At 67.6% G+C, this 20,055-nt stretch carries 11 protein-coding genes and 2 pseudogenes; 6 read left to right on the forward strand and 7 right to left on the reverse strand.

Translation table 11 applies throughout. The features are described from left to right. Window positions 1-144 precede the first annotated feature (144 nt). Entirely contained in the window at window positions 145-1,026 is an 882-nt protein-coding gene (locus tag AB0O21_RS35205; RefSeq protein ID WP_365178330.1) for an IS5 family transposase, read from the forward strand. Window positions 1,027-1,316: 290 nt separating this feature from the next. After that, window positions 1,317-2,381 (forward strand): calcium-binding protein, encoded by a 1,065-nt coding sequence (locus AB0O21_RS35210; RefSeq protein WP_365178425.1) that lies wholly within the window; start codon window positions 1,317-1,319, stop codon window positions 2,379-2,381. 282 nt (window positions 2,382-2,663) lie between these two features. On the opposite strand, the pseudogene AB0O21_RS35215 reads toward AB0O21_RS35210, so the two are convergent. Further along, window positions 2,664-2,744: pseudogene (locus AB0O21_RS35215) on the reverse strand (hypothetical protein); the annotation flags it as partial. 594 nt (window positions 2,745-3,338) lie between these two features. Continuing rightward, on the reverse strand, window positions 3,339-10,778 hold the full coding sequence (locus AB0O21_RS35220) for a polymorphic toxin-type HINT domain-containing protein (RefSeq protein ID WP_365178333.1): 7,440 nt from the start codon (window positions 10,776-10,778) through the stop codon (window positions 3,339-3,341). Between the two features lie 609 nt (window positions 10,779-11,387). Here AB0O21_RS35220 and AB0O21_RS35225 point away from each other — a divergent pair. Both AB0O21_RS35225 and AB0O21_RS35230 read left to right on the forward strand, forming a co-directional pair. After that, window positions 11,388-14,465, forward strand: a complete 3,078-nt coding sequence (locus AB0O21_RS35225; RefSeq protein WP_365178335.1) for a DNRLRE domain-containing protein — start codon at window positions 11,388-11,390, stop codon at window positions 14,463-14,465. A 324-nt stretch (window positions 14,466-14,789) separates the two neighbouring features. Continuing rightward, entirely contained in the window at window positions 14,790-15,200 is a 411-nt protein-coding gene (locus AB0O21_RS35230; RefSeq protein WP_365178338.1) for a pentapeptide repeat-containing protein, read from the forward strand. 4 nt (window positions 15,201-15,204) lie between these two features. On the opposite strand, the gene AB0O21_RS35235 is transcribed toward AB0O21_RS35230, so the two are convergent. The 4 genes and pseudogenes from AB0O21_RS35235 to AB0O21_RS35250 form a co-directional block, all read right to left on the reverse strand. Next, the gene (locus AB0O21_RS35235; protein ID WP_365178340.1) at window positions 15,205-15,498 is read right to left on the reverse strand and encodes a DUF6087 family protein; all 294 of its coding nucleotides are present in this window, start codon (window positions 15,496-15,498) and stop codon (window positions 15,205-15,207) included. Window positions 15,499-15,605: 107 nt separating this feature from the next. Beyond that, window positions 15,606-16,094, reverse strand: a complete 489-nt coding sequence (locus tag AB0O21_RS35240; protein WP_365178343.1) for an NUDIX domain-containing protein — start codon at window positions 16,092-16,094, stop codon at window positions 15,606-15,608. Further along, a complete protein-coding gene (locus tag AB0O21_RS35245) occupies window positions 16,091-16,759 on the reverse strand; it encodes a class I SAM-dependent methyltransferase (protein ID WP_365178346.1) in 669 nt (222 codons plus the stop codon). The genes AB0O21_RS35240 and AB0O21_RS35245 overlap by 4 nt, the downstream gene beginning before the upstream one ends. A 102-nt stretch (window positions 16,760-16,861) precedes the next feature. Further along, window positions 16,862-17,358, reverse strand: a pseudogene (locus tag AB0O21_RS35250) (hypothetical protein). 1,009 nt (window positions 17,359-18,367) lie between these two features. Here AB0O21_RS35250 and AB0O21_RS35255 point away from each other — a divergent pair. After that, window positions 18,368-18,976: a hypothetical protein gene (locus AB0O21_RS35255; protein ID WP_365178348.1), complete on the forward strand. Its 609-nt coding sequence runs from the start codon at window positions 18,368-18,370 to the stop codon at window positions 18,974-18,976. Window positions 18,977-19,165: 189 nt separating this feature from the next. After that, window positions 19,166-19,486 (forward strand): hypothetical protein, encoded by a 321-nt coding sequence (locus AB0O21_RS35260; RefSeq protein ID WP_365178350.1) that lies wholly within the window; start codon window positions 19,166-19,168, stop codon window positions 19,484-19,486. On the opposite strand, the gene AB0O21_RS35265 is transcribed toward AB0O21_RS35260, so the two are convergent. Beyond that, window positions 19,483-19,944: a helicase associated domain-containing protein gene (locus AB0O21_RS35265; protein WP_365178353.1), complete on the reverse strand. Its 462-nt coding sequence runs from the start codon at window positions 19,942-19,944 to the stop codon at window positions 19,483-19,485. The genes AB0O21_RS35260 and AB0O21_RS35265 overlap by 4 nt on opposite strands. Window positions 19,945-20,055: the final 111 nt, after the last annotated feature.

A 20,055-nucleotide genomic window follows, 5' to 3' on the forward strand; every position in this document is an offset into this window, starting at 1 on the left:
GGGCAGAAGCCGGTCGTGACGACAACCTGCCCGCTACACTCCCACCGCTCGACGTTTCCCCAGGTCAAGCCACAAAGTACTGCTGGAGTACTAGGTCCTGTCCGGCGGATCATGTAAACGCCCCACTTTGGGATCATCGTTTCTGTGGGGCGGGGAGATCTGACGAACGACGAGTGGGCGCGACTGGCGACTCATCTGCCAAAGTCCGGTCGCCGGGGCGGGCGCTGGAGCGACCACCGGAAGGTGGTCAACGGGATCCTGTTCCGAATCCGCACGGGCATCCCGTGGCGGGATCTGCCGGAGCGGTTCGGCAGTTGGAAGACCGTGTACGAGCGCCATCGCCGCTGGTCGGCGGACGGTACCTGGGATCGGATCCTCCAGGCGGTCCTGGCCCACGCCGACGCCGAAGGGCGGATCGACTGGAGCATGGTGAGCGTGGACTCCACCTCGTGCCGAGCCCATCAGCACGCGGCAGGAGCACCCCATAGGGCGCCCCGGCTCTCGAAGCGAAAAGTGATACCTCGGCAGCACCGCCCAGACGAGGGGCTCGGGCGCTCCCGAGGCGGACTGACCTGCAAGATCCATATTGTCGGGGAAGGCGGACGTCGCCCGCTGGCCCTGCTGATCACCCCCGGTCAGTGGGGCGATAGCCCCCAGCTGATCCCGCTGCTCGAGCGGATCCGGGTCAGGCGCGAGGATGGCGGCCGTCCGCGTACCCGCCCCGATCATCTGGGCGGGGACAAGGCTTACAGCTCTCGTCGCAACCGTCGCTACCTGCGTCGACGCCAGATCAAGCACACTATCCCCGAGCCGAGGGACCAACGAGCCAACCGCCAGCGCCGCGGTAGCAAGGGCGGTCGGCCCGTCGGCTTCAACAAGGAGATGTACAGGCGCCGCAACGAGGTCGAGCGCACCATCAACCAACTCAAGCACTCCCGGGCCGTGGCCACACGCTACGACAAGAGGGCCTTCGTCTACATCGGTACCGTGATCGCCGCGACGATCCGTCTCTGGCTCAGGCCCTGAGCGCAACCCACATGCATCTGCCCGTCCACGGGACGGGCTCAGTGGGTCGTACTGAGGACGGTGTAGGCGGTGTCGGGGTCTGTACTCCGCACGGCATGTCCGCCGTGCGGGCCGACCCGTTCGGCCATCCGACTACAGTGCGCGGTCGTCCTGGGGGGGCGTGATCACTTTCGGTCACATGTGTCCGTGCCGATGTATGTCCCCAACCGAAGGGAATTGCGATGATGAGGCGCCGTCACAGAGACACTCTGCGGGTCGTCGTAGTGGCTGGGGTGCTGGTCTTGGGTGGCATGGTGGGCCTGTCCGGGCTGTCCCAGGCCCAGGCGAAGGTGACGACGTGTTTCGGCAAGCCGGCCACCATCGTGATCACCGGACCCTTCGAGGTCACGGAAGGGACGAGCGGTGCGGACGTGATCGTCGGCACCTCCGACAGGGACATCATCAAGGGCCTGGATGGCAACGACCGGATCTGCGGCCTCGGCGGCGACGACGAGATCCAGGGCGGCCCCGGCAACGACCAGCTCGACGGCGCCAGCGGCAACGACTGGGTGATCGGCGACGTCCTCGACGAGACTGGGAACGCCGACGGCGGCGGCAACGACACCCTCCTGGGCGGTGACGGATCCGACTCCATGATCGGAGACAGCAGCGGTGCGTTCCACGGCTCGGGCGGCGGGAACGACCGCCTGGTGGGCGGGACCGGCCACGACCGCATGGTCGGCGACAGCTCGGGTGCCACCGCGTCCGGTGGCGGACGCGACTACCTTGAGGGCGGTGAGGGGAACGACGACATGATCGGCGACTCCCAGTCCCACATTGGTGACGCCGAAGGTGCCGGCGACGATACCCTCCTGGGCGGGCTCGGCTACGACTTCCTGATCGGCGACAGCGACTCCTGGGGGAACGCCACCGGCGACGGCGGCGACGACAGCCTCAACACCGGTACGGACGGCGGCTTCGCCGCCATCGGCGACCACAACATCCGAAACGAGTTCGGCGGTTACGCCTCCGGATCCGGCCGGGACAAGATCGTCGGCGGCCCCGTCGCCGAGCAGCTGGTCGGGGACAGCTCGGTCGTCGAAACGGGCCTGTCCTCCGCCAGCAACGACGAGATCGACGGCGGGGGCGGCAACGACCGGATCTTCGGCGACAACACCGACTTCTTCGCGACCACCTCGGTGGGCACCGCCGGCGGCCGCGATCGCCTCGCCGGCGGCGACGGCGGCGACAGACTCAGCGCCGGCCCCGGCAACGACGAGCTCGACGGCGGCCCCGGCGGCATCGACTCCTGCGACGGCGAGTCCGGCACGGACACGGCGACGGCGAGCTGCGAGGTCACCCTGAACGTGCCCTGACGAGCCGACACTCGCGGCCATCCAGTTGCCCCAGGGCGTGTCCGCCGACTCACCCTGGGGGCCTGTCCGAGGTCCCGTACCCCACACCAGACCCGCGCCCCGCACACCGACATGACGGTGACCGTCTGCCAGGCCTACACCCCGTCGACCGGCCTCCCTGCGGCCCGTCCCGGCGGCGCTCACATGATCCGCCGGACACGACCTAGCCGCGCAGGCCGCGGCCCGGCGCAGGACCTCGTTCTCCTCCTCCAGCAGCTTGATCCGCCGACGTGCTTCCCGCAGTTCCGCGCTCTCCTGGCTGGACGTTCCGGACTTTGCCCCCTCGTCGATGTCCGCCTGGCGCATCCACTTCCACAGCGTCATCGGGTGGACGCCAAAGTCGGTGGCCACCTGCTCGACTGTCACGTCTGGGCCGCAGTTCCTCGCACCTGCACGACGTCCTGGCGGAACTCTTCCGGATATGGCTTGGGCACAGCGACATCCTTCCCACCTGCGCCACAGAGCAAGCCAGTTCAGATGTCACCCGATCTTGCGGTAGACCCAAACGCCCTGTTCCCCGCCAAGCTATTGCTCGACGGGGAACAGGGCTCTCCGAATCAGCCAGCCGCCCCTTCGCTACTCCGCTAGCGTGTTTTTGTATCGCACCAGCAGGTTCTCCAGCCATGGACTGGCCCCCTCCTGTGGCTGTGACTTCACAGGTGGCTCAGGGGCCGTCTCGACGAGATGTAGCAAGGTCCAGCTCAACCCGAAGCACTCATCGGGACCAAAGCTACCAAGCAGCAGCGACGCCTCTTCCTGGGTGACCGGAGCAGTTATTGCATGGAGCGCCTCGGTGACTGCTACCAGCCGATTGTATGCATCATCCGAGATGTCATCCTCGGTTGGCAGTGGCCCGAACTCCAGAAATCTCCGAACTTCGTCCCTTACTTTCCCCATTCGATCCTCTCGTGTATTCCCCTAGATATTTCCGGCGGCCCTATGTGCGGCGAGAATTCCGCGAATCTGCTGATTGAAGTGACTTGGATCTCCATAATTCTGCTGTCCAATTGAGCGCAGATCCCAGAGGTCTTTGGCGATGACATTACGCATCGGCAGCCCTTGGTCCAGGCGCTTGGTGAGCATACCGGCTGGCCCATAAGTGCGGGTCAGGAGATGGTCTGCATGCTGCATCACCACTGAGATTCCTTGCCGTGGAGTAGCCAGAAGTGCAGCCTGCGGAATGTGATTCGGGGTCAGGCCATCACCAGTTCGAGCCCGCCCAGCCAGCGCACCATAAGTTCCGACCTCACCCTCTTGTACCGCGAGTTTAGGGGCACCTCCCGTTGCACAACGGCACTTCGTAGCGTGGGTCGGATTTGACCCACGGCAGTTATGAACGAGTACCGGCGTCTGTCCTGCCAGCACATAGTACGTGTGGAGATCGGCGACTGTGAGGTTGTGGACCTTGGCCTGTTGGGTCCAGCGCTTGACTGCTGTGATCTGGACGTAGGCGCCAGAGTCGGTGCGGAGCCAGGTGCCGGGGAGCAGGTCGGTGGCGTCGACCCATTCCCCGAGTTCTGGGACCCAGAAGGGGTGGCCGTCTGTGGCGGTGGCTGAGGCGGTTGCTGTGTCGGCGTTTCCATCGGTGTCGATGGTGACCTCGACGAGGTTCTTTGATCCCTGACCGGTGATGGTCGCCGTGACTTCCTTGACGGAAGTTTCCGCCGTCTCGGGGTCGGTGGCGAGAACTTCATCGCCAGCGGTCAGTTCCTCGATGGGCTTCGAGCTACCGTCAGCCATGAGGACGGGAGTCCCCGGGGTAAAGCTATTCTTACATATGGAAAATGCCTTCTCGGCGCCCTTCGCCAGCCCCTTGAATAGGGCACCCCCGGGAGCGGGAGAAAGGAGTTCTCCGAGTTGGTAGTCGTTGCGTGTTGTGTCGATTCCGATACTGGTCATTGCGCCCCGGTAGGCATCACCGGCGCTTGGCATGGGAAGGCCGAGTTGCGCAGCGGGGGTGCCGCTAGCTACCAAGTCGGCGAGGTCTGCGAGGCCCTGGCCCATTCCGGCGAGGAAGTGGCCTGGTTTAAAGTCGAATCCGGTAACGTACTTGACGTTCTGGTTGATGAAGATCTGCTTCATGACCCTGGTGTGGGTCCAGGATTCGTCAAGCCCTCTGCCGCCGCCACGGTAGTCCCGAGCCGGGGCATGTGTTTGGTAGTACCTAACCTGCCTGTCGACCGTGTTGTAGGTTATCTGGCTGGCGTTTGATGCTGTGATGACTGTGTTGCCGTGGCAGTTGTAGAGCGTTCCGCATTCTTCGGTTTTGAGGCCGCTGGGGTCGGCTCCTGTGATGGGGTTGCCGGCTGAGTAGGTGTAGCCGTTCATCTGGAGTGGGTCGCTGATGTCGATGATGGGGTCGACGGAGATGAAGCGGCCGGTTTGGGGTTCGTATTCGCGGGCGCCGATGTGGGTGAGGCCGGTGGTGTTGTCGTCGGTGCCGACGCCGAGGAAGGTGTGGTTTCCGGGCCAGTTGGAGGGCTGTGCGCCGCGGGGGTTGCCGTACGGGTCGGATTTCCGGCGTGTGACCTCCTGGCCATCCTTCTGTTCGACGTTGATGGTGGCCGTGTTGTGGTGGTCGGTGAGTTGCTGGGCCAGGGTGTGGCCGGTTGCTTTGCCGTTGGTGTGGCGGACGGTGGTGGCGCCGCCGGGGCTGCCGTAGTAGCGGACGGCGTCGATGGCCTGGCCGGCCGTGTTGACGGTGATCTCGGTTTCACCGAGGTAGAGGGTGCGGGCGCTGCCGGTTTCCTGGATGACGCGGTTGCCGGAGGCGTCGTAGAGGTAGGTGGTGAGGTTGCCGAAGCTCCACTGCTGGGCCGAGGTGACGGCGGGGCTGGTGCAGGTGGACAGGTCGAGGTCGGTGCCGTCGGCTGTGTTGTCGTTGGGAACGGTGAGGCACTGGTTGGTGCCGGTGACCAGGGCCTTGTCGGTGGACCGGTAGGTGAACTTCTGCCCGGCGTTGGCGGGATCGCAGGTCTTCAGGCGGGCCTTGCCGCCTTCGGCGGTGAGGCACTTGCCGAGGGCCTGGACGGTGTCGCCGGTGATGCGCCACTGCTGGGGCTTGGTCTCGTTGCAGGCCAGGAGCTGGACCGGGGTGCCGTCGGTGGTCTGGCCGTCCTGGACGTCGAGGCATTTACCGGCGAGGCCGGTGACGGCGACGGAGCCGATGCCGGGGCTGGTGGCGGACTGGAGTGTGTTGCGACGGTCCCAGGTGAGGGTCTGGGTGTCGCCGTCGATGGTGCGGCTCTTGGTGTTGCCGGCCTGGTCGTAGGCGTAGGTGGACAGGGAGTCGAGGGTGGAGCCGGGCGTCCTGGTGGTCTTGTTGACCTTGGTCAGGGCGTGGGGCTGCTTCTTCAGGGACGGCTGGGGGCCGCCGATGTCCACGCCGTAGGCGTAGCTGGTTTCGTCATCGAGGGCGCTGTTGGTGGGGTCGTGGTCGGTGAGCTTGGTGCGGTTGCCGATGGCGTCGAACTCGTAGTCCTGCCAGTAGGCGTCACCAGCTATGCCGGAACCCACTTCGGAGAGTGCTGGGCCGGTGGGGCTGGTGGGGCAGCCGGCGGTCTTTCCGGTCCAGGCTCGGGTGAGCTGGCCGAGCTGATCGTAGGTGAAGCACTGCCGGTCCACCACGGGCGACGTCTGGGCCGTGGTACCGGGCTGGGTGTCGGTGATGGAGGTCGGGTTGCCGACGGCGTCGTAGGTGTAGGCGAGGGAGGACAGGAGGTTGGACTGGGAGAGCGGATCGCGGGTTTCGCGGTGGCTCTCTGCTTTGGTGACCCGGCCGGTGTGGGAGTCGTAGGAGTTGGTGGTCCACACCCGGTGGGGTGCATTGCCGGAGGCGGTGCGCAGGACCTCACCGAAGGGACCGTAGATGGTGTCGGCCGTGTACCAGGACAGCCCGGACACGGTCTGCACCATGCCGTCGGCGTTGTAGCGGGTGATCAGTTTTTCGGCGGCGAGGCCGCCGACGGTTGCCGGGAGGGTCGTCGACTGGACCTTGCCGGTGGGCGTGTAGGTGGTGCTGTAGGCGTAGGTGCCGGCCAGGCCCTTGGTGGTGGGCAGGTCCGGAATAGTGATCTTCGATCCGGTGGGCCGGTACTCGCTGTCGTAGCCGGTGACCTCGCTCGTGTACGAGCCTGCGCCCCAGTTGCGGGTGGCGGAGACGGGCTGGCCCTTGGCACCGGGAAGGGTGTCGTAGGTCCAGGACGCGACGAGGTTCCCGGTGTCGGGGTTGTCGTCGCGCAGTTCGGTCTTGCGGCCGAGGGCGTCGTACTTCGTGTACTGGGCGAGGCCGTTGACGTTGGTCGCCGAGACCTGCTGGTCGAGGTTGTTGTAGGCGAACGTGGACGTGCCCATGTCCGGGTCGGTGGACGAGGTCATCCGGCCGCGGGCGTCGTAGGCGTAGGTCCAGCTGTTGCCGGCCGGGTCGGTGACCTTGGCGAGGGTGCCGCGGACGTCGTCGTAGCTGTAGCTCGTCTTGTTGGCCGCGGGGTTCGGATCCAGGGCCGGGTTCACATCTGCTGCGGCCGTGGAGGTGTAGTGCTCGACCGCTGTGGTGCGGTTCAGGGCATCGGTGGTCGTCTTGACCGCGCGGCTGCCGGGCAGCGGGGTCGCCCCGGTGGGGGACATCGCGCTGCGGGCCAGGGTCCAGTCTCCGCCGTACTGGGTGATGGCGGAATGCTTCGCAGTGCCCTTCTCCACCGTGGTGCTGCGTACGGCGCGGCCGAGGCCGTCGTAGGCGGTCTGGGTGGAGTTGTGGATCTGGGTCACCGAGACGGGGACGAAGATGGTCGTGCTCAGGTTGCCTTCGGCGAGGTAGCCGTTGTTGGTCTGGGTGACGGTTCCGTTCTCGGAGTAGAGGGTGTCGGTGATGACGCGTACGCCGCCGTGGCCCTCGGTCTGGGTCTGGCGCGGGCGCAGCAGTCCGTCGTAGATCGCGATCGACGTGCTGTAGGTGCCGTTGTCCTTGAGCGCACGGGTGGTGACGGCCGGCGTCTTCAGCTCGGCGATCTGGTATTCGAACGTGTAGGCAGGCTTGCTGGTGGCCGGGTTCTGCGACGGGGTCCAGACCTTGGTGGTGCGGCCGAGCTCGTCGTAGGCGGTGGTGACTTTGCGCCCGTTGGCGTCGGTCGCCTCCAGGACGCTGCCGCGGGCCGGCTCCACCTTGGTGCTCACCGTGTGCCCGAGCGCGTTGGTCGCGGTGACCGTGAAGGCGGGTCCGGTGGCGGGGCTGTAAGCGGTGGTCGACGGGTTGCCGAGCGTGTCGTACGTCTTGACCGTCCGGCCGAGCGCGTCGTATTCGCTGCGCCCGGAGGTGGTCCAGCCGGTGCCGGCGGCGTCGAGGGTGTCGACCTGGTAGGGCAGGCCCTTGGTGGGGGCGCTGCCGAAGGCGTTGACGGCGTCGAAAGACGTACGGGCGGCGCTGAGGAGGGTTCCGGCGGCGATCCCGGCGTCGGTGCAGTCACCGGTCGTCTCACGGATCTCGGCGGTGAGGCCGATCAGGTTGCTCGCGGTGTTGTGGACGTAGCTGGGCTTGCTGCAAGCCTGCTTGACCGTGGTCCAGCCGGTGCCCTTGTTCTCCATGACATCGGTCTGCGCGGTCTTGAGCAGGCCGTACGTCCCCTCGAGAACGTTGCGCGTGCGCACCATGCGGGCCTTGCCGCCACTGACGGTCTGGATCTCATCAGTTCGCTCGACACCCCCGCGGTACGCCTCGACGAGCCGGCTGGCGTCGTCGATTCTGGGGCGCTGGGCGGTCTTCTGGCTTGAGGGCCAGGTCAGGTGCCGGTTTTCGAGGCTTCCGCCGGCCTTGGTGTAGGTGATGGTCTCCGCTGTCTGGCCCTGGTACTGGGGCAGGTCCTCGCCGAGATCCTCGGTGTCGGTGGAGTCCTTGACGGTGACCTTGGCGGCGGCGGTGGACAGGCCGCGGAAGTAGCGGGTGCGGGTCTGGGACTGCTCGGTCGCGGTGGGCTTGCCCGCGTTCTCCGTCTTGCCGGTGGTGGTGAGAACGCTGGCGTAGCCGCGCCACTGGCTGTGGGTGCGCATCTCGGGCTTGCTGAGTTCGTCGTCCTCCTTCGCCCAGGCCGCGCCGCCTTCATAGGTGTAGGTGGTGGTGACGTTGGGCCGCTGTGCGACGCGGTCCTTCTCGGTCACGCTTTCCACGACGTACTTGTTGAACACCTCGATCGGTGTCTTCTCCGGGGCCAGTTCCGGATCTGGGGACCAGCGGACGGGGAAGCAGCGGGTGGTGTTCTTCGCCGGATCGGGAACGGTCGTGCCGATGGCGCAGGGGGCGGAGTAGGTGACGTGGATGTCACCGCCGGTCTCGGTGAGGATCGTCTGGACCCGGAGCCGGTCGAAGTCCGGAGTCGCGTCCGGCTTCCCGTCCTTGGGGGCCCGGGCGACGCGGTTGGGCATGTCGACGACGTTGGCCTTGAAGGAGACAGGGGGCAGCTGAACGCCATTGGTGCTGTCGCCAGGGCCGTAGCCGGTGCGGGTGATGGACTCCAGCCACAGCGGGGGGCTGGTGTCGGTGCGTTGCCTGGGCAGTGACTGCTTCAGGGCCCATTGGTCGACCTTGGTGAGGGCAGTGGAGCCCTCGGTGCGCTGACCGTAGGTGGTGACCGTGTCCAGGCGCATGCGCGACCAGAAGGTCGGCGAGGTGATGTAGCAGTTCGCCGCGTCCATCTTGCAGTGCAGGGCGCTGGGAGTGTCCCACCATCCGAGCGCGTTCTTGGAGCCGAACTGGGAGTCGTCGCAGTTGGTGTCCTTGTCGGGGAAGCACCGCTGCTCCGTCTTGAACTCGACGCGGCCCGCGGGGGCGCCGGCGAGGTTGTCGGCGCGCAGGCCGTAGAGGATGCGGACCGGGTAGCCGCCGCGGATGTAGCCGACCTTGGCGCGGTCCTTCTCCGCGAACTTCTCGTTCTTGGCGTAGCGGTTCTCTTCCTTCTTCCAGTCGATGACCATGGCGTTGCCGTGGAGGTCCTCGACGTAGTCGAGGTTCCAGCGCCAGGCCTGGGTGCAGGAGGAGTTCGCGTACGCCGTCTGGTAGCAGGGCTCGCCGGGGTGGTTGCCGAAGACCGGGACGGTGAACACGGAGTCGGTGACGGTCTGCGGTGAGGTGCCGTCGCCGTGGGTGCCTACGCTGTGGCGGCCGTAGTGGTAGCGCATGCCGTCGCGGGTGGTGACGACCCAGTACTCGCCGTCCTTCGCGCCGTTGCCGCTGCCGGTCTTGAGCTCGACCCTGGAACCGTCGTCGGAGGCGGGAACCCACTTCCCGCTGGCGGCGTCGCGGACGAGTTCGGTCGTCGAGCCGCCCAGGGAGAGAACGACGCTGTCACCGGACCAGCACAGGTCACTCTTCTTCTTGTCGGTGGCGTTGTCGTTGTTCGGCTTGCTGGGGGTGGCCTTCAGGTCGTCGGAGCAGGCGCGGTAGCGCCGCTCGATGAACCCCGGGTGGTAATCCCAACCGTCACCGACCCAGGACGCCTGCCCGTTGGTCACCGACGTCCTGCCGTCCACCGACTGGGACGAGTACGAGAACGCGATCGAGGGAGTGGGACCCGCCGGAGCCGGGGGCACCGTCAGCGGGTAGGTCCAGGAGAACCCGCCCCCGCTGCCGCCAGCCGTCCACGTGCCGGATGCGGACAGCGAGGTGGCCTTGTACGAGCCTCCGGGGCCCGACGCCCCGTCGGAGGCAACCAGCACCGAAGGACCACTGCCACCCGACATGGTGTGCATGCCCTCAACGGGCGGAGCAGCCGGATCGATGGTGGCGATGGCCCTCTTCTCGTCCGGAACGTTCGTACTGGGAACGTCCTTGGAGACCGCACACTCCGGCAGGTCGGGGGTGTCGAGGAAGCAGGCGGGGAACTGGCGCAGCTTCAGGCGCGAGGCCCACTCAGTGCCGTACAGGTCCTCGAACTTCGTGTAGTCCAGCGCGACGTCGACCGGGTTCACCGCGTCGGCCGGAGGCGTGATCGCGATGACCGCGCCGTCGATGCCGGCAGCCTCGGTCTTGGCGCGGTCCTGAACCGTCGCAGACCAGGTACCCGACGGAGGGGCACCCGTGTCCTGCACCTTGCCGATGCTGACGGGCAACGAGCCGACCTGGGTGAACTCGACACCGGCGGTGGGCGTGAGCGGGACGCTGGCAGAGGCACCCGCCGGCGGCGCCACCATCGTCGGCGCATACGCGTCAAGCGACGCCGGCGGTTCACCGTTCCACCCCTCCAACTGGGTGGTGGCGACATGGTCGAGCTCTGCCTTCAGGTCCTTCGACAGGCCCGGCAGGGTCACGCCGGTGCGGTCGCCCGGTGGCGCCGCCCAAGCCTCGAGGGGAAGAAGAGATGCGACCAGCATCACGGAGAGTGTGATGCCGGTGCGCCCGGCGAGGCGCGCGCGTCTGGCGCGTGACCTTCTGTTTCCGGGCAGGCGGAATTGCGCCGTGAACGGCGACATGTGGACCCCCCACGCTCTGCCGCCGCGGCCGAAGGCGCACGGCCGGCAGGAAACTGACAATTAGCCAGCTGATTCTGCGGCCGGAAGCCCGGAAAACCTACGGTTCCGATATCTGTTGTGGGCTTTATCACCTTACCTGCTGCATAGGGTGGGGCAATCTACGCGAACCTGCTGGAAGTGCCTGGTCAGGGGGTTGGGGTGAGGGGTGAAGATGTCGGCGGGATGGTTCATGCTCGGCTCGCACCCCGTGTGCCAAATGGCGTGCGGGGAGTGGGCTTTTCACGTCTTGTCGGCCGGTGGTCGAATTACTTGTGAGTACCGAGGGCTGCTCTGTTGTGTGCCCGAGGGGGGAGAAGTGCGCCTGTGTCTATCAGTGAATCCGTGGATGAAAGTCCGCCAACGGCGGCTTGGGAAAAGGAAGTTGCCGTACCTCCGGTAGCGCGGTGGTTCAAGCGGCGCCGGACGCTGGGTGCACTCGCTGCCCTCCTCGCGGTCGCCGTCGCAGTCCCGGTGGGCGCGCACATCACCGGAAACGGAAAACAGGAGACCGGGCCCGCCGCGGGCGCCCTCGTGGGTGAGCGGGAGGCGCGGCGTCTGGCCGAGAAGTCCGGCAAGGAGGTCGAGGTCACCGCGGCGCGAAGCGCCAACACCACCACCTGGGCCCGACCTGACGGCTCGTACCGCAAGCAGGTCTTCAACTCCGCTATCCGCGCCCGGGTCGACGGGCAGTGGAAGCCCATCGACACCGGTCTCCACCGCGTGGAGGCCGGCTATGCGGCGAAGGCCGTCAACGGCCGTGTCGTCTTCAGCGCCGGGTCGAAGCAGCACGCCGCCGCCGGTGGCGGGGAGCGCTCTTCTCGCTCCGTCACCCGTGTGGCGCTGCGACAGGACACACCCGCCCAGGTGTGGACCGAGCTGGTCCGGTTGAACACCGACGGCCACGACATCGTCGTCTCCTGGCCGGGAACCCTCCCGGAACCGGTGATCGACGGCCCCCGGGCTCTGTATGAGAACGTGCGTCCCGGGATCGACCTGGTGCTGACCGCGCAGGACGGCGGCTACTCGCATGTCCTGGTCGTCAAGGACCGCCAGGCCGCAGCCGACCCGCTGTTCGGACAGATGAAGTACCAGCTGGCCTCACCCGACCTGACCTTCCGCCTCGACCCGGAGTCGGGCGCGCTCAGCGCCCGCAACGCCCAGGACGAGGAAGTCGCAGGCTCGCCGACCCCGATGATGTGGGATTCGAGCGGCAAGGTCGCCACCACCGACAACGAGCCGGCCTGGAAGCCCACCGAGAAGGCGGCCCAGCACCCCACTCTCGGCCTGGCCGGCCTGGCCGGTGCGGAAGGCGCCCGCCTCAAGCCCGCCACGCCCGCCCTCGCCGACAACGTGCTCTCCCTCGCCCCCGACACCGGCCTCCTCGAGGCTGCGGACACCGTGTACCCGGTGTTCGTCGATCCCTCGTTCAAGGGCCACAAGCATTCCTGGAGCCTGTTGTACAAGACCGAGGGCAACTCCAGCTTCTACAACGGGCAGAACTACAACGCGGCCGGCACGAACGAGGCCCGGGTGGGGTACGAGTCCACCACGGGCGGTACGTCCCGTTCCATCTTCAACTTCTACTTCGGCAGTGAGCTGCACGGCGCGGGAATCCGCAGTGCGAGTGTGCGGGCATTGCAGACGTATTCGTGGTCGTGCAGTCAAAAGGCCATGGACATCTACTCGACTCCGTTCGTGAACTCGTCTTCGACGTGGAACAACACGACGGGCTGGTGGGGAAACAAGGTCGCCACCGAGATGGCCGGATACGGCTACAGCAGCTCGTGCCCTGACAACTGGATCGCCCCCGACATCACGGGGCTGGTCGGGCAGGCCGCCTCCGGTCGCTGGCAGGCGCTGTCGCTTGGCTTCAAGGCGCCCAGTGAGTCGGACTCGTACTACTGGAAGAAGATCCTCGCCAACGGGGAGACCGCCCCGTACCTCGACATCATCTACAACACCCTGCCCGACGTACCTGTCGCTGCGAACATGCAGACCATCCCGGGCGGGCCGTGTCTCACCAGCGGCGCAGGTACGAGCATCGGCAAGACCGGCGTTCAGTTCGTGGTGAAGGGAACCGACCGCGACGGCAACCTGAACGGGGTCCAGATCGCCGTCTGGGACGCCGACACCGGGCAGGGTATTCGCGACGAGTGGCTGGTGCCGGACAGCGGCGGATCCGTCAGCGTGGACCTTGACATGGCCACCTTCACCTCCGGTCACAAGTACTACTGGCTCGCCCGCACCAAGGACACGGACAATATGGTGTCTCCGGGCAGCGGGCCCATGGATTCCGGTGGCGGTGGTTGGTGCACCTTCACCGTCTCGCACGAGGTCCCGCCCAACCCCGCGATCAGGTCGATGCACTTCCCGGCGCCCGGCCCGAACTTCAACGAGTGGAGCCTGAACCCGGCCGGCACCCCCGACCAGTGGATCGAGATCCTGGGCAATGGCGCCAAGCCCGAGGACATCCGCGAGTACCAGTGGAGCCTGAACCACCCCGTCTACGACCAGAAGACCTGGCCGTGGAACGGAGACCTGGCCTCGATCAACCTCCAGGCCGACGTCGCCGGCCCCAACGTCCTCTACGTCCGAACCGTCAACAAGTTCGGCAACATATCCGCTCCGACCGAATACCTCTTCTACGTCCAGCCGCCGCTAGGCCAGGACAAGCCCGGCGACGTCACCGGTGACGGCAACCCCGACATCCTCGCCATCGACGGTGCCGGAAACCTCCGCACCTACGCGGGCGACAACAAGGGCGACACCGACGCCTACATCCCCGGAGCCGTCGAGAACGGCAAGACCGTAGCCGACGGGTACTGGAAGGACGCGGCCACAGGCAAGTCCGCGCTGATCGCCCACTCCACCGACTGGTTCCCCGGCGACGGCATCACCGACCTCATCGCCCGGATGCCCGACGGCAAGCTCTACGTCTACCCAGGCACCGGCACCGGCCAGTTCGATGTCGGCCGCCGCATGGAAGTCCTCCTGCCCACAGGCGCACCCGACCCGGCGACCCTGAGGCAGATCGTCGCCTCCGACGATGTTGACGGTGACGGCTTCGCTGACATGTTCGCCCTCGACGCCGACGGATTCTGGGCCCTCACCGGATACAGCGGATCCAGCTTCAGCTCAGCCAAGAGACTGTCCGGCGGCTGGGCGTCCCGCGACATCGTCGGCGTCCGCGACGTCAACGCAGACAACGTCCCCGACCTCCTGTTCCGGACCTCCACCCTCGACCGCGGCCTGATCCTGCGCATCGGCAAGCCCGGCACCAACGGTGGAGCAGACCTCAACTCGCTGGCATCAGCGGCCAACTCCGCAGACGGTCACGACAACACGTACGCCACCACCGGCTGGAGCCGAGCGGACAAACCCTTCGTCCTCGGCACACCCGACACCGACGGGAACGGCATCCCCGACATCTGGGCTGTCGCCACCGACGGAAACCAGTACCACTTCTCCGGCGTGAAGGAGGGGCAGCTGACCGGCTCCTGGACCGGCGGGGACGAGGACGGCTGGAACACCTTCCTCACCATCGGATAACCCAACACGACACCAGGCGCCCGGCCGGGACACACCTCCCCGCCGGGCGCCGCCATTTGTGGATTCAACACAACGCCGTCCTGGCCCTCTCTCGGGTGATTTTGCTCCCTCCAACGGCTGGGAGTTCGAACTGGGGCGTACGGGCCGGCAGCGGTGATGCTTGCCTGATGTGTGACGCTGGCAGCCCCGTGGACCCCGCGGACCTGGGTCAGTGGGCCGAGAAGGCGGGGGCACTGTGGTGGACGTGCCGCAGGGAGACCCCGAGACGCGGGACCTGCCCGAGGCGGAGTGCTGCATCGCGCCGTGGTGGTTCGAGGAGTGACCGTGCGTGGACGTCTCCGACGTCAGGTTGAACAGCGTTCTACCATCTGTGGTCCCGGCCGGCGTGCGGACTGGCCGGACGCATCCTCACCGCCTGGAGCCCCAGATTTCCACCTACGACGGCACCCGCCACGGTGGCGGCACAGCAAGTTCGAGGCGGTCGTCTTCGAGGCCTGCAACCTCACCCAGGCCGATTTTCAGTTCGCCGAGCTGCGCGACGTGCTCTTCTCGCACTGCGATCTGATCGGCGTGCAGTTCGGCAACGTGGCGATGCAGCGGGTCGGGTTTGAGGACTGCACGATGGTGGACGTCGGCGGGGCCGTGCACATGAAGGGCTCCTGCGTGCAGGGGCCGGGAGCGCTGGATCTCGCCCTGGCCCTCGCACGGGACGCCGGGATCAAGCTGGAGCTATGACCGGTCAGGGCCGGGTTTTGCGGTGTTTGCCGCCCTGCTTCTTCGGCGGGGGCTGTGTGGGCTGCTGCTGTGGTGCGGGGGCCGGGTTGAGGATCTGGCAGGCCGCCGCGTAGTGGGGGGCCAAGGTCAGCGGCTGCCAGGCGAAACCGTCCCATTTGAGGATGAGGCGAGGGGCTTCGGGGTCGACGTGGGCGGCACGGTGTGGGCCGGTGCTGAGGGTGACGGCTTTGAGTTCGCCGGGCTTTCGCAGGCGCCCTTGGCGCCGCGCGGCCCATTGTTCGAGCGGTTCGTCTTCCACGTGCGTACCTCCCTGGCGCGAAGGCAGCACACTACCGGCGCCGGACCGTGCGTCGCCCCCTGCTCCTGTACGCGGAGGAGGGGGCGCTGCTGTGTGTGGGGCGGCCGTCAGCGCTCGAAGTAGGCGACCTTGCCCGTACGACGGGCCTCGTCGATGCCTTTCAGCCGGGCGAAGCCCACCGGTGTCATGGCCTTCTCCCACTCCTCGACCGTCTCGACACGCATCTCGGTGTGCTCATCCGGGTCCAGGACGATGCCATCGATCTGCTCATCGGTCAGCGTTCCGCCGTCAAAGATGAACACAATGTGGTTCGCTGGCCACGATGTACCGCGCGGACGAATGAACTGGGATCCCAGCAGTGTCCGAGGGCCCTCGAAGATTATGCCGGTCTCCTCCAGGCATTCGCGCACCGCACACTCCCAGGGGGTTTCCCCAGGGTCCATGTTGCCTCCGGGCCATTGCCAGATCTCCGTGGCACGCCTGGCGCGCAGCTGTACGGGGCGTCCGCGGGTGTCGGTGAAGTAGAGGCAGGCGGCCGAGGTCGCGCGGGCGACGGTCTCGATGTACTGCTCGGGCGGCAGCCACTTCGCGGTCATCGGCAAACGCCGCGGACCAGCAGGGTGCCGATGTGGCCGGGCGTGGGTGCGTCGATCTCGCGGGCCTCGATGTCCTCGAACCCGGCCTCGCGCATGAAGGTCTCCCACCGCTCGGGGGTGTAGCTGTAGCGGTAGGTGAACATGGCGGGCCCGGCGAAGCCGCCCTTGTACATGCCCTGCGGTCCGTAGGCGCCGGGGATGGCGGGAGGCTGGGAGAACACGAAGACGCCGCCGGGGTTGAGGGCGCCGGCGACGAGCGGGAACAGCCGGGCCGGATCCGTGAACCAGGCGGCGCCGAAGATCGAGTACACGGCGTCGAAGGTGCTCTCGCCGCCGGCGAGGTGGGCCAGGATCTCCGCGCACACGAATTCGATGCCGAGGTGCCCGTACCGCTCGGTGCTCTTCTCGACGGCGAGCGGGGACAGGTCCACACCTGTGACCTTCACGCCCTGCTCGGCGAGGTAGGCCGCGGCCCGGCCGGTGCCGTAGCCGATCTCCAGGACGGTCGCGGGGTCACCGAGGAGTTCGACCCCGGGGGCGTCCGGGTGGTCGGCGTACTGGGTCCAGCGGAACACCGGCTCGCCGTTGGAGGAGTCCTTCCACGCGCTCTCGGCGAAGGCGTCCCACAGGGCGGTCTCGTGCTCGTAGTTGTGCGGCGCGGTCATCGTCGTGTCCTTCACGGGAATGGGGGCAGGGCCCCGCCGTTCGCGCTGGCGAGGCCCCACACACTAGGGCGGATCAGTCGTGCTGGCGGCCGAGTTCACCCGTCAGTGGGAGTCGGGCACCTTCGAGTCGCACGGCGAGCAGTTGGCGCCGTCCTTGGCCCACAGCTCCTCGTCCGCGTCGAAGCCGATCGAGCGGAGGAACGCGGCGGTGTCGATCACGGTTCCGTCGTTGCGGCGCTGGATGAACGGCGCGTGGTGCTTGTAGGTGCCGCCGTTGTAGAGGTCGCAGAACGCGAAGAACACCGGGGTGTCGAGGATGACCTGGTGCACGCCCTTGTCGACGATCTCGCCGACGCACGCACCTCGGGGTGCTCCATGGACGCGATCAGGTACATCACCGCATTGCCCAGAATGCGTTCCGCGGTCTCGCGGGTGTCGACCTCATCGCGGAGCAGGAGTGCCACCTCGCGGTCCCAGACGGTCATGCCGCTGTCGAGGATGTTGACGGTGAGGTGCTGGATGTGGGGCTGTACGGCGTTGAGCAGTTCGCGGGGGTCCCGGGTGCGGGTGGCCGCGATGTTGTCGACGAGCGTAGTCATGGGGTGGTGCTCCTCTCGGGTTGGTGGAACGCGAGTGGTGCGAGGTTTTGGGTCAGACTCCGCCGCAGCTGGTGCAGTTCGGCTTGGTACCGCCGCAAGTGGGGCAGCCGTTCATAGCGGGTCCCTTCCTGCCGATGGATGGCGAGGTGGCGCGTCCTCCCCGCCCCGGGCCGTAGGAAGTGCGGGGCGGGGAAGTCTGTGGGGTCAGAGGGCCTCGACGTTGTCGGCCGCGGTGGTCCACTCGACGCCGCCGTTCGCGGGGCGGATGTGGGCGACGCGGACCACGCCGTGCTTGTGCTGCTCGTGGACGACGGCCATCAGTTCGCCCTCGGATCGGCGCGATGTCGCGGACGCGCTGAGGACGCAGCGGGTGGTCCTCGTGGTCGTAGCCGTCGAGGTGGTTCACGGCTCCTCCGGCTTGGAAACAACGACCGGACGGCGGCGTTTCGTAGACTCTGCCGGAGACGACCGCCTTCGGTTATTCTGCGCCCCCACGGTTCCGCGACGCTCCGTCTTCTGGACCGGGCGCGACTCTGGCCGCCGTTCCTCGCGAGAGCGTTCGGGGCCGACGGGCAGAGCTGGGCCTCACCGGTGGCGGGTTCGGGGGAAGTGTCGTCAGGGGCCGGCTGCTGACGACGCGCTCTGGCCTGCTGAGCGGTGCCGACGGGGCGGGGGCGCCTGGGCCCGCTGAGGCTTGTTGACGGCAGGCGTGACGTTCACGCACCCGGACGTCGCCGGCAGGACGGTAAGCAGCAGGGGGATCGTCGGCGGTGCATCCAACCACTCTGGCCTACCCCGGGCACCGGCCCCTCGAAGGCGGCCGGCTGCCCGGGGACCTGAAGCGAGATCGTCCAATCCAGCAGTAGCCCGGGACGCGGGACGCCAGAATCGGCCACAGGCGATCCGCTCCGGGGTGATCCTGCCGGTTTCCACACGCTCGCATCCAGTGATGCGGGATGGTCGTGTTCGGGCTGTTGACCGCAGCTCCCGGAGCGGTGTGGAGGTGTCTGTGGAAACGGACGAGACGTGGACGTCGGACGAGTACGGCCCGTCGCACGAGGGCCGTGTCGGCGTACGGCTTGAGGACGGGACGGTCCCGAAGCCGGTCTACTTCGACTCGGCCTCGGGCAGTTCCGGCTGGGACGTGAGCCACTGGTCCGTCTACGACGGCATCACCACGTACCTACCCCGGCCGAAGGCCCACACCCTGGTCGCGGAGTGCTCCTGCGGCTGGACTGGAACCCCACGCCCGATCGACTGGGAGGCGGCAGGCGACGCGCCATTGCGGGAGCACGGCCTGGACACGGCCGAGGAATGCGAGCACGACTGGGACACCCACATTGAGGCCGTCGGCGACACGACCATCACCCTCCCTGCTGAACTCAAGGCCCTGCTGCAGGCGGTGACCGCGGCGATCGAGGAGCTCGGCCAGGACTCCCCGCCCGCCGCCCTGAAGGCGGCCCGGACGCTGGAAGTCATCGCCCAGCGCACCGCGCACGCGCCGGCCCACGAGGCACGCCACCAGGACCCGGAGGTGGTGGCGGCGGCGCTCGGCTTGTCTGTGGACGCCACGCGTAGCCTGCTGGCCCGCTACGGTGGCTGGCCCTCCTGGACCTGACGTAGGCCAGGCCCGGTCCAGCCCCGCACGGGCGGGCCAAGGCAGCGGAGCGGGGCTGGGTGCTTGGCGGCTCCGGCCGTGCCGCTCGATCCCGTCAGGCCAGCGGAGTGATCCAACCACCTCGAAGGTCATTTAGTTAGCTTGACGTTCAACACCGGGCGTCGAACGAGACTCGAACTTGGTGGGCGTGTGCCCAGTTCATCGGACGTGGAAGGCGATGCGGTGGCCGGCCTGCGGGGCACCGCGGAGGGGAGGGCGGGCGGGGTGCTCCGGCACGGGGTTCCGCACGCTGGCCCGGGCGAGGGCTGCGTGTGCCACCGCCACGACTGCGGCGGCCTGGTCCCGGTCGACGGGTGCGCCGAGCACGGCCGGGCTGTCGGTCCGGTGCTGGAGTGGCACGCCGGCGGCGGCATCCGCTGCACGGCCCTACAGCGCCGCCGTGCAGCGGCCGAACGCGCCGGCACCGTGCCGACCTGGCCGGACCCGCCGGAGGTCCCCACTTACATCTAGCTCGGCTGCGCCCACTCCACTCCGAGGGCGGCCAGGGCGGCGAGTTGGCCCGTGTCGAGCCGGTCGCGGCGCTGCTTCTGGTTGACGATCCACACCCCAGTGCGATGCCCTGACCCATGGGGCAGAAGCTCGATATGTGCTCGGCCGGGCAGGCCGCCCCCTTCCCTCTCGATGTACAGTGTGAGGGCCTGGACGCCCTTGTGGAAGGCTTCCGCGGCCCGCCCGGACGTCGTGGTCGCGGCCGCCGTGCGGGCTCGCACGGACCGCGCCGGCTTCGCCCCGAACTCGGTCAGCCGGCGCTGCTGCTCCTCGTTGAGCCGGCCGAAGTCGCGGCGCTGTGTGGCGAGCCATCGACCGATTTCTTCGCCGTGCCATGTCACTCCCGGCACGATGTTCGCCAGGCGCGCACCGCCCGCCAGGAGGGCCCGAAGGCCCGCGTACTGCCGTTGCCAGTCCACGGTCCACCCGAGCGCGCCCGGGTTCCAGTCCTCATCGATCGAGGCGACGGCCGCGGCCCGCCGCTCGGCCCGTGCGGGGTCTTTGCCGAGCCCGCCGGGCCGGCGGATGTT

It is taken from the genome of Streptomyces sp. NPDC091371 (assembly GCF_040684275.1).
Taxonomy (GTDB): Bacteria; Actinomycetota; Actinomycetes; order Streptomycetales; family Streptomycetaceae; genus Streptomyces.

Bases quoted from the DNA above. Each gene is read 5' to 3' on its own strand.
- AB0O21_RS35210 (WP_365178425.1), top strand. From the start codon at position 1,317: ATGGTGGGCCTGTCCGGGCTGTCCCAGGCCCAGGCGAAGGTGACGACG.
- AB0O21_RS35245 (WP_365178346.1), bottom strand. From the start codon at position 16,759: ATGACCGCGCCGCACAACTACGAGCACGAGACCGCCCTGTGGGACGCC.
- AB0O21_RS35220 (WP_365178333.1), bottom strand. From the start codon at position 10,778: ATGCTGGTCGCATCTCTTCTTCCCCTCGAGGCTTGGGCGGCGCCACCG.
- AB0O21_RS35240 (WP_365178343.1), bottom strand. From the start codon at position 16,094: ATGACCGCGAAGTGGCTGCCGCCCGAGCAGTACATCGAGACCGTCGCC.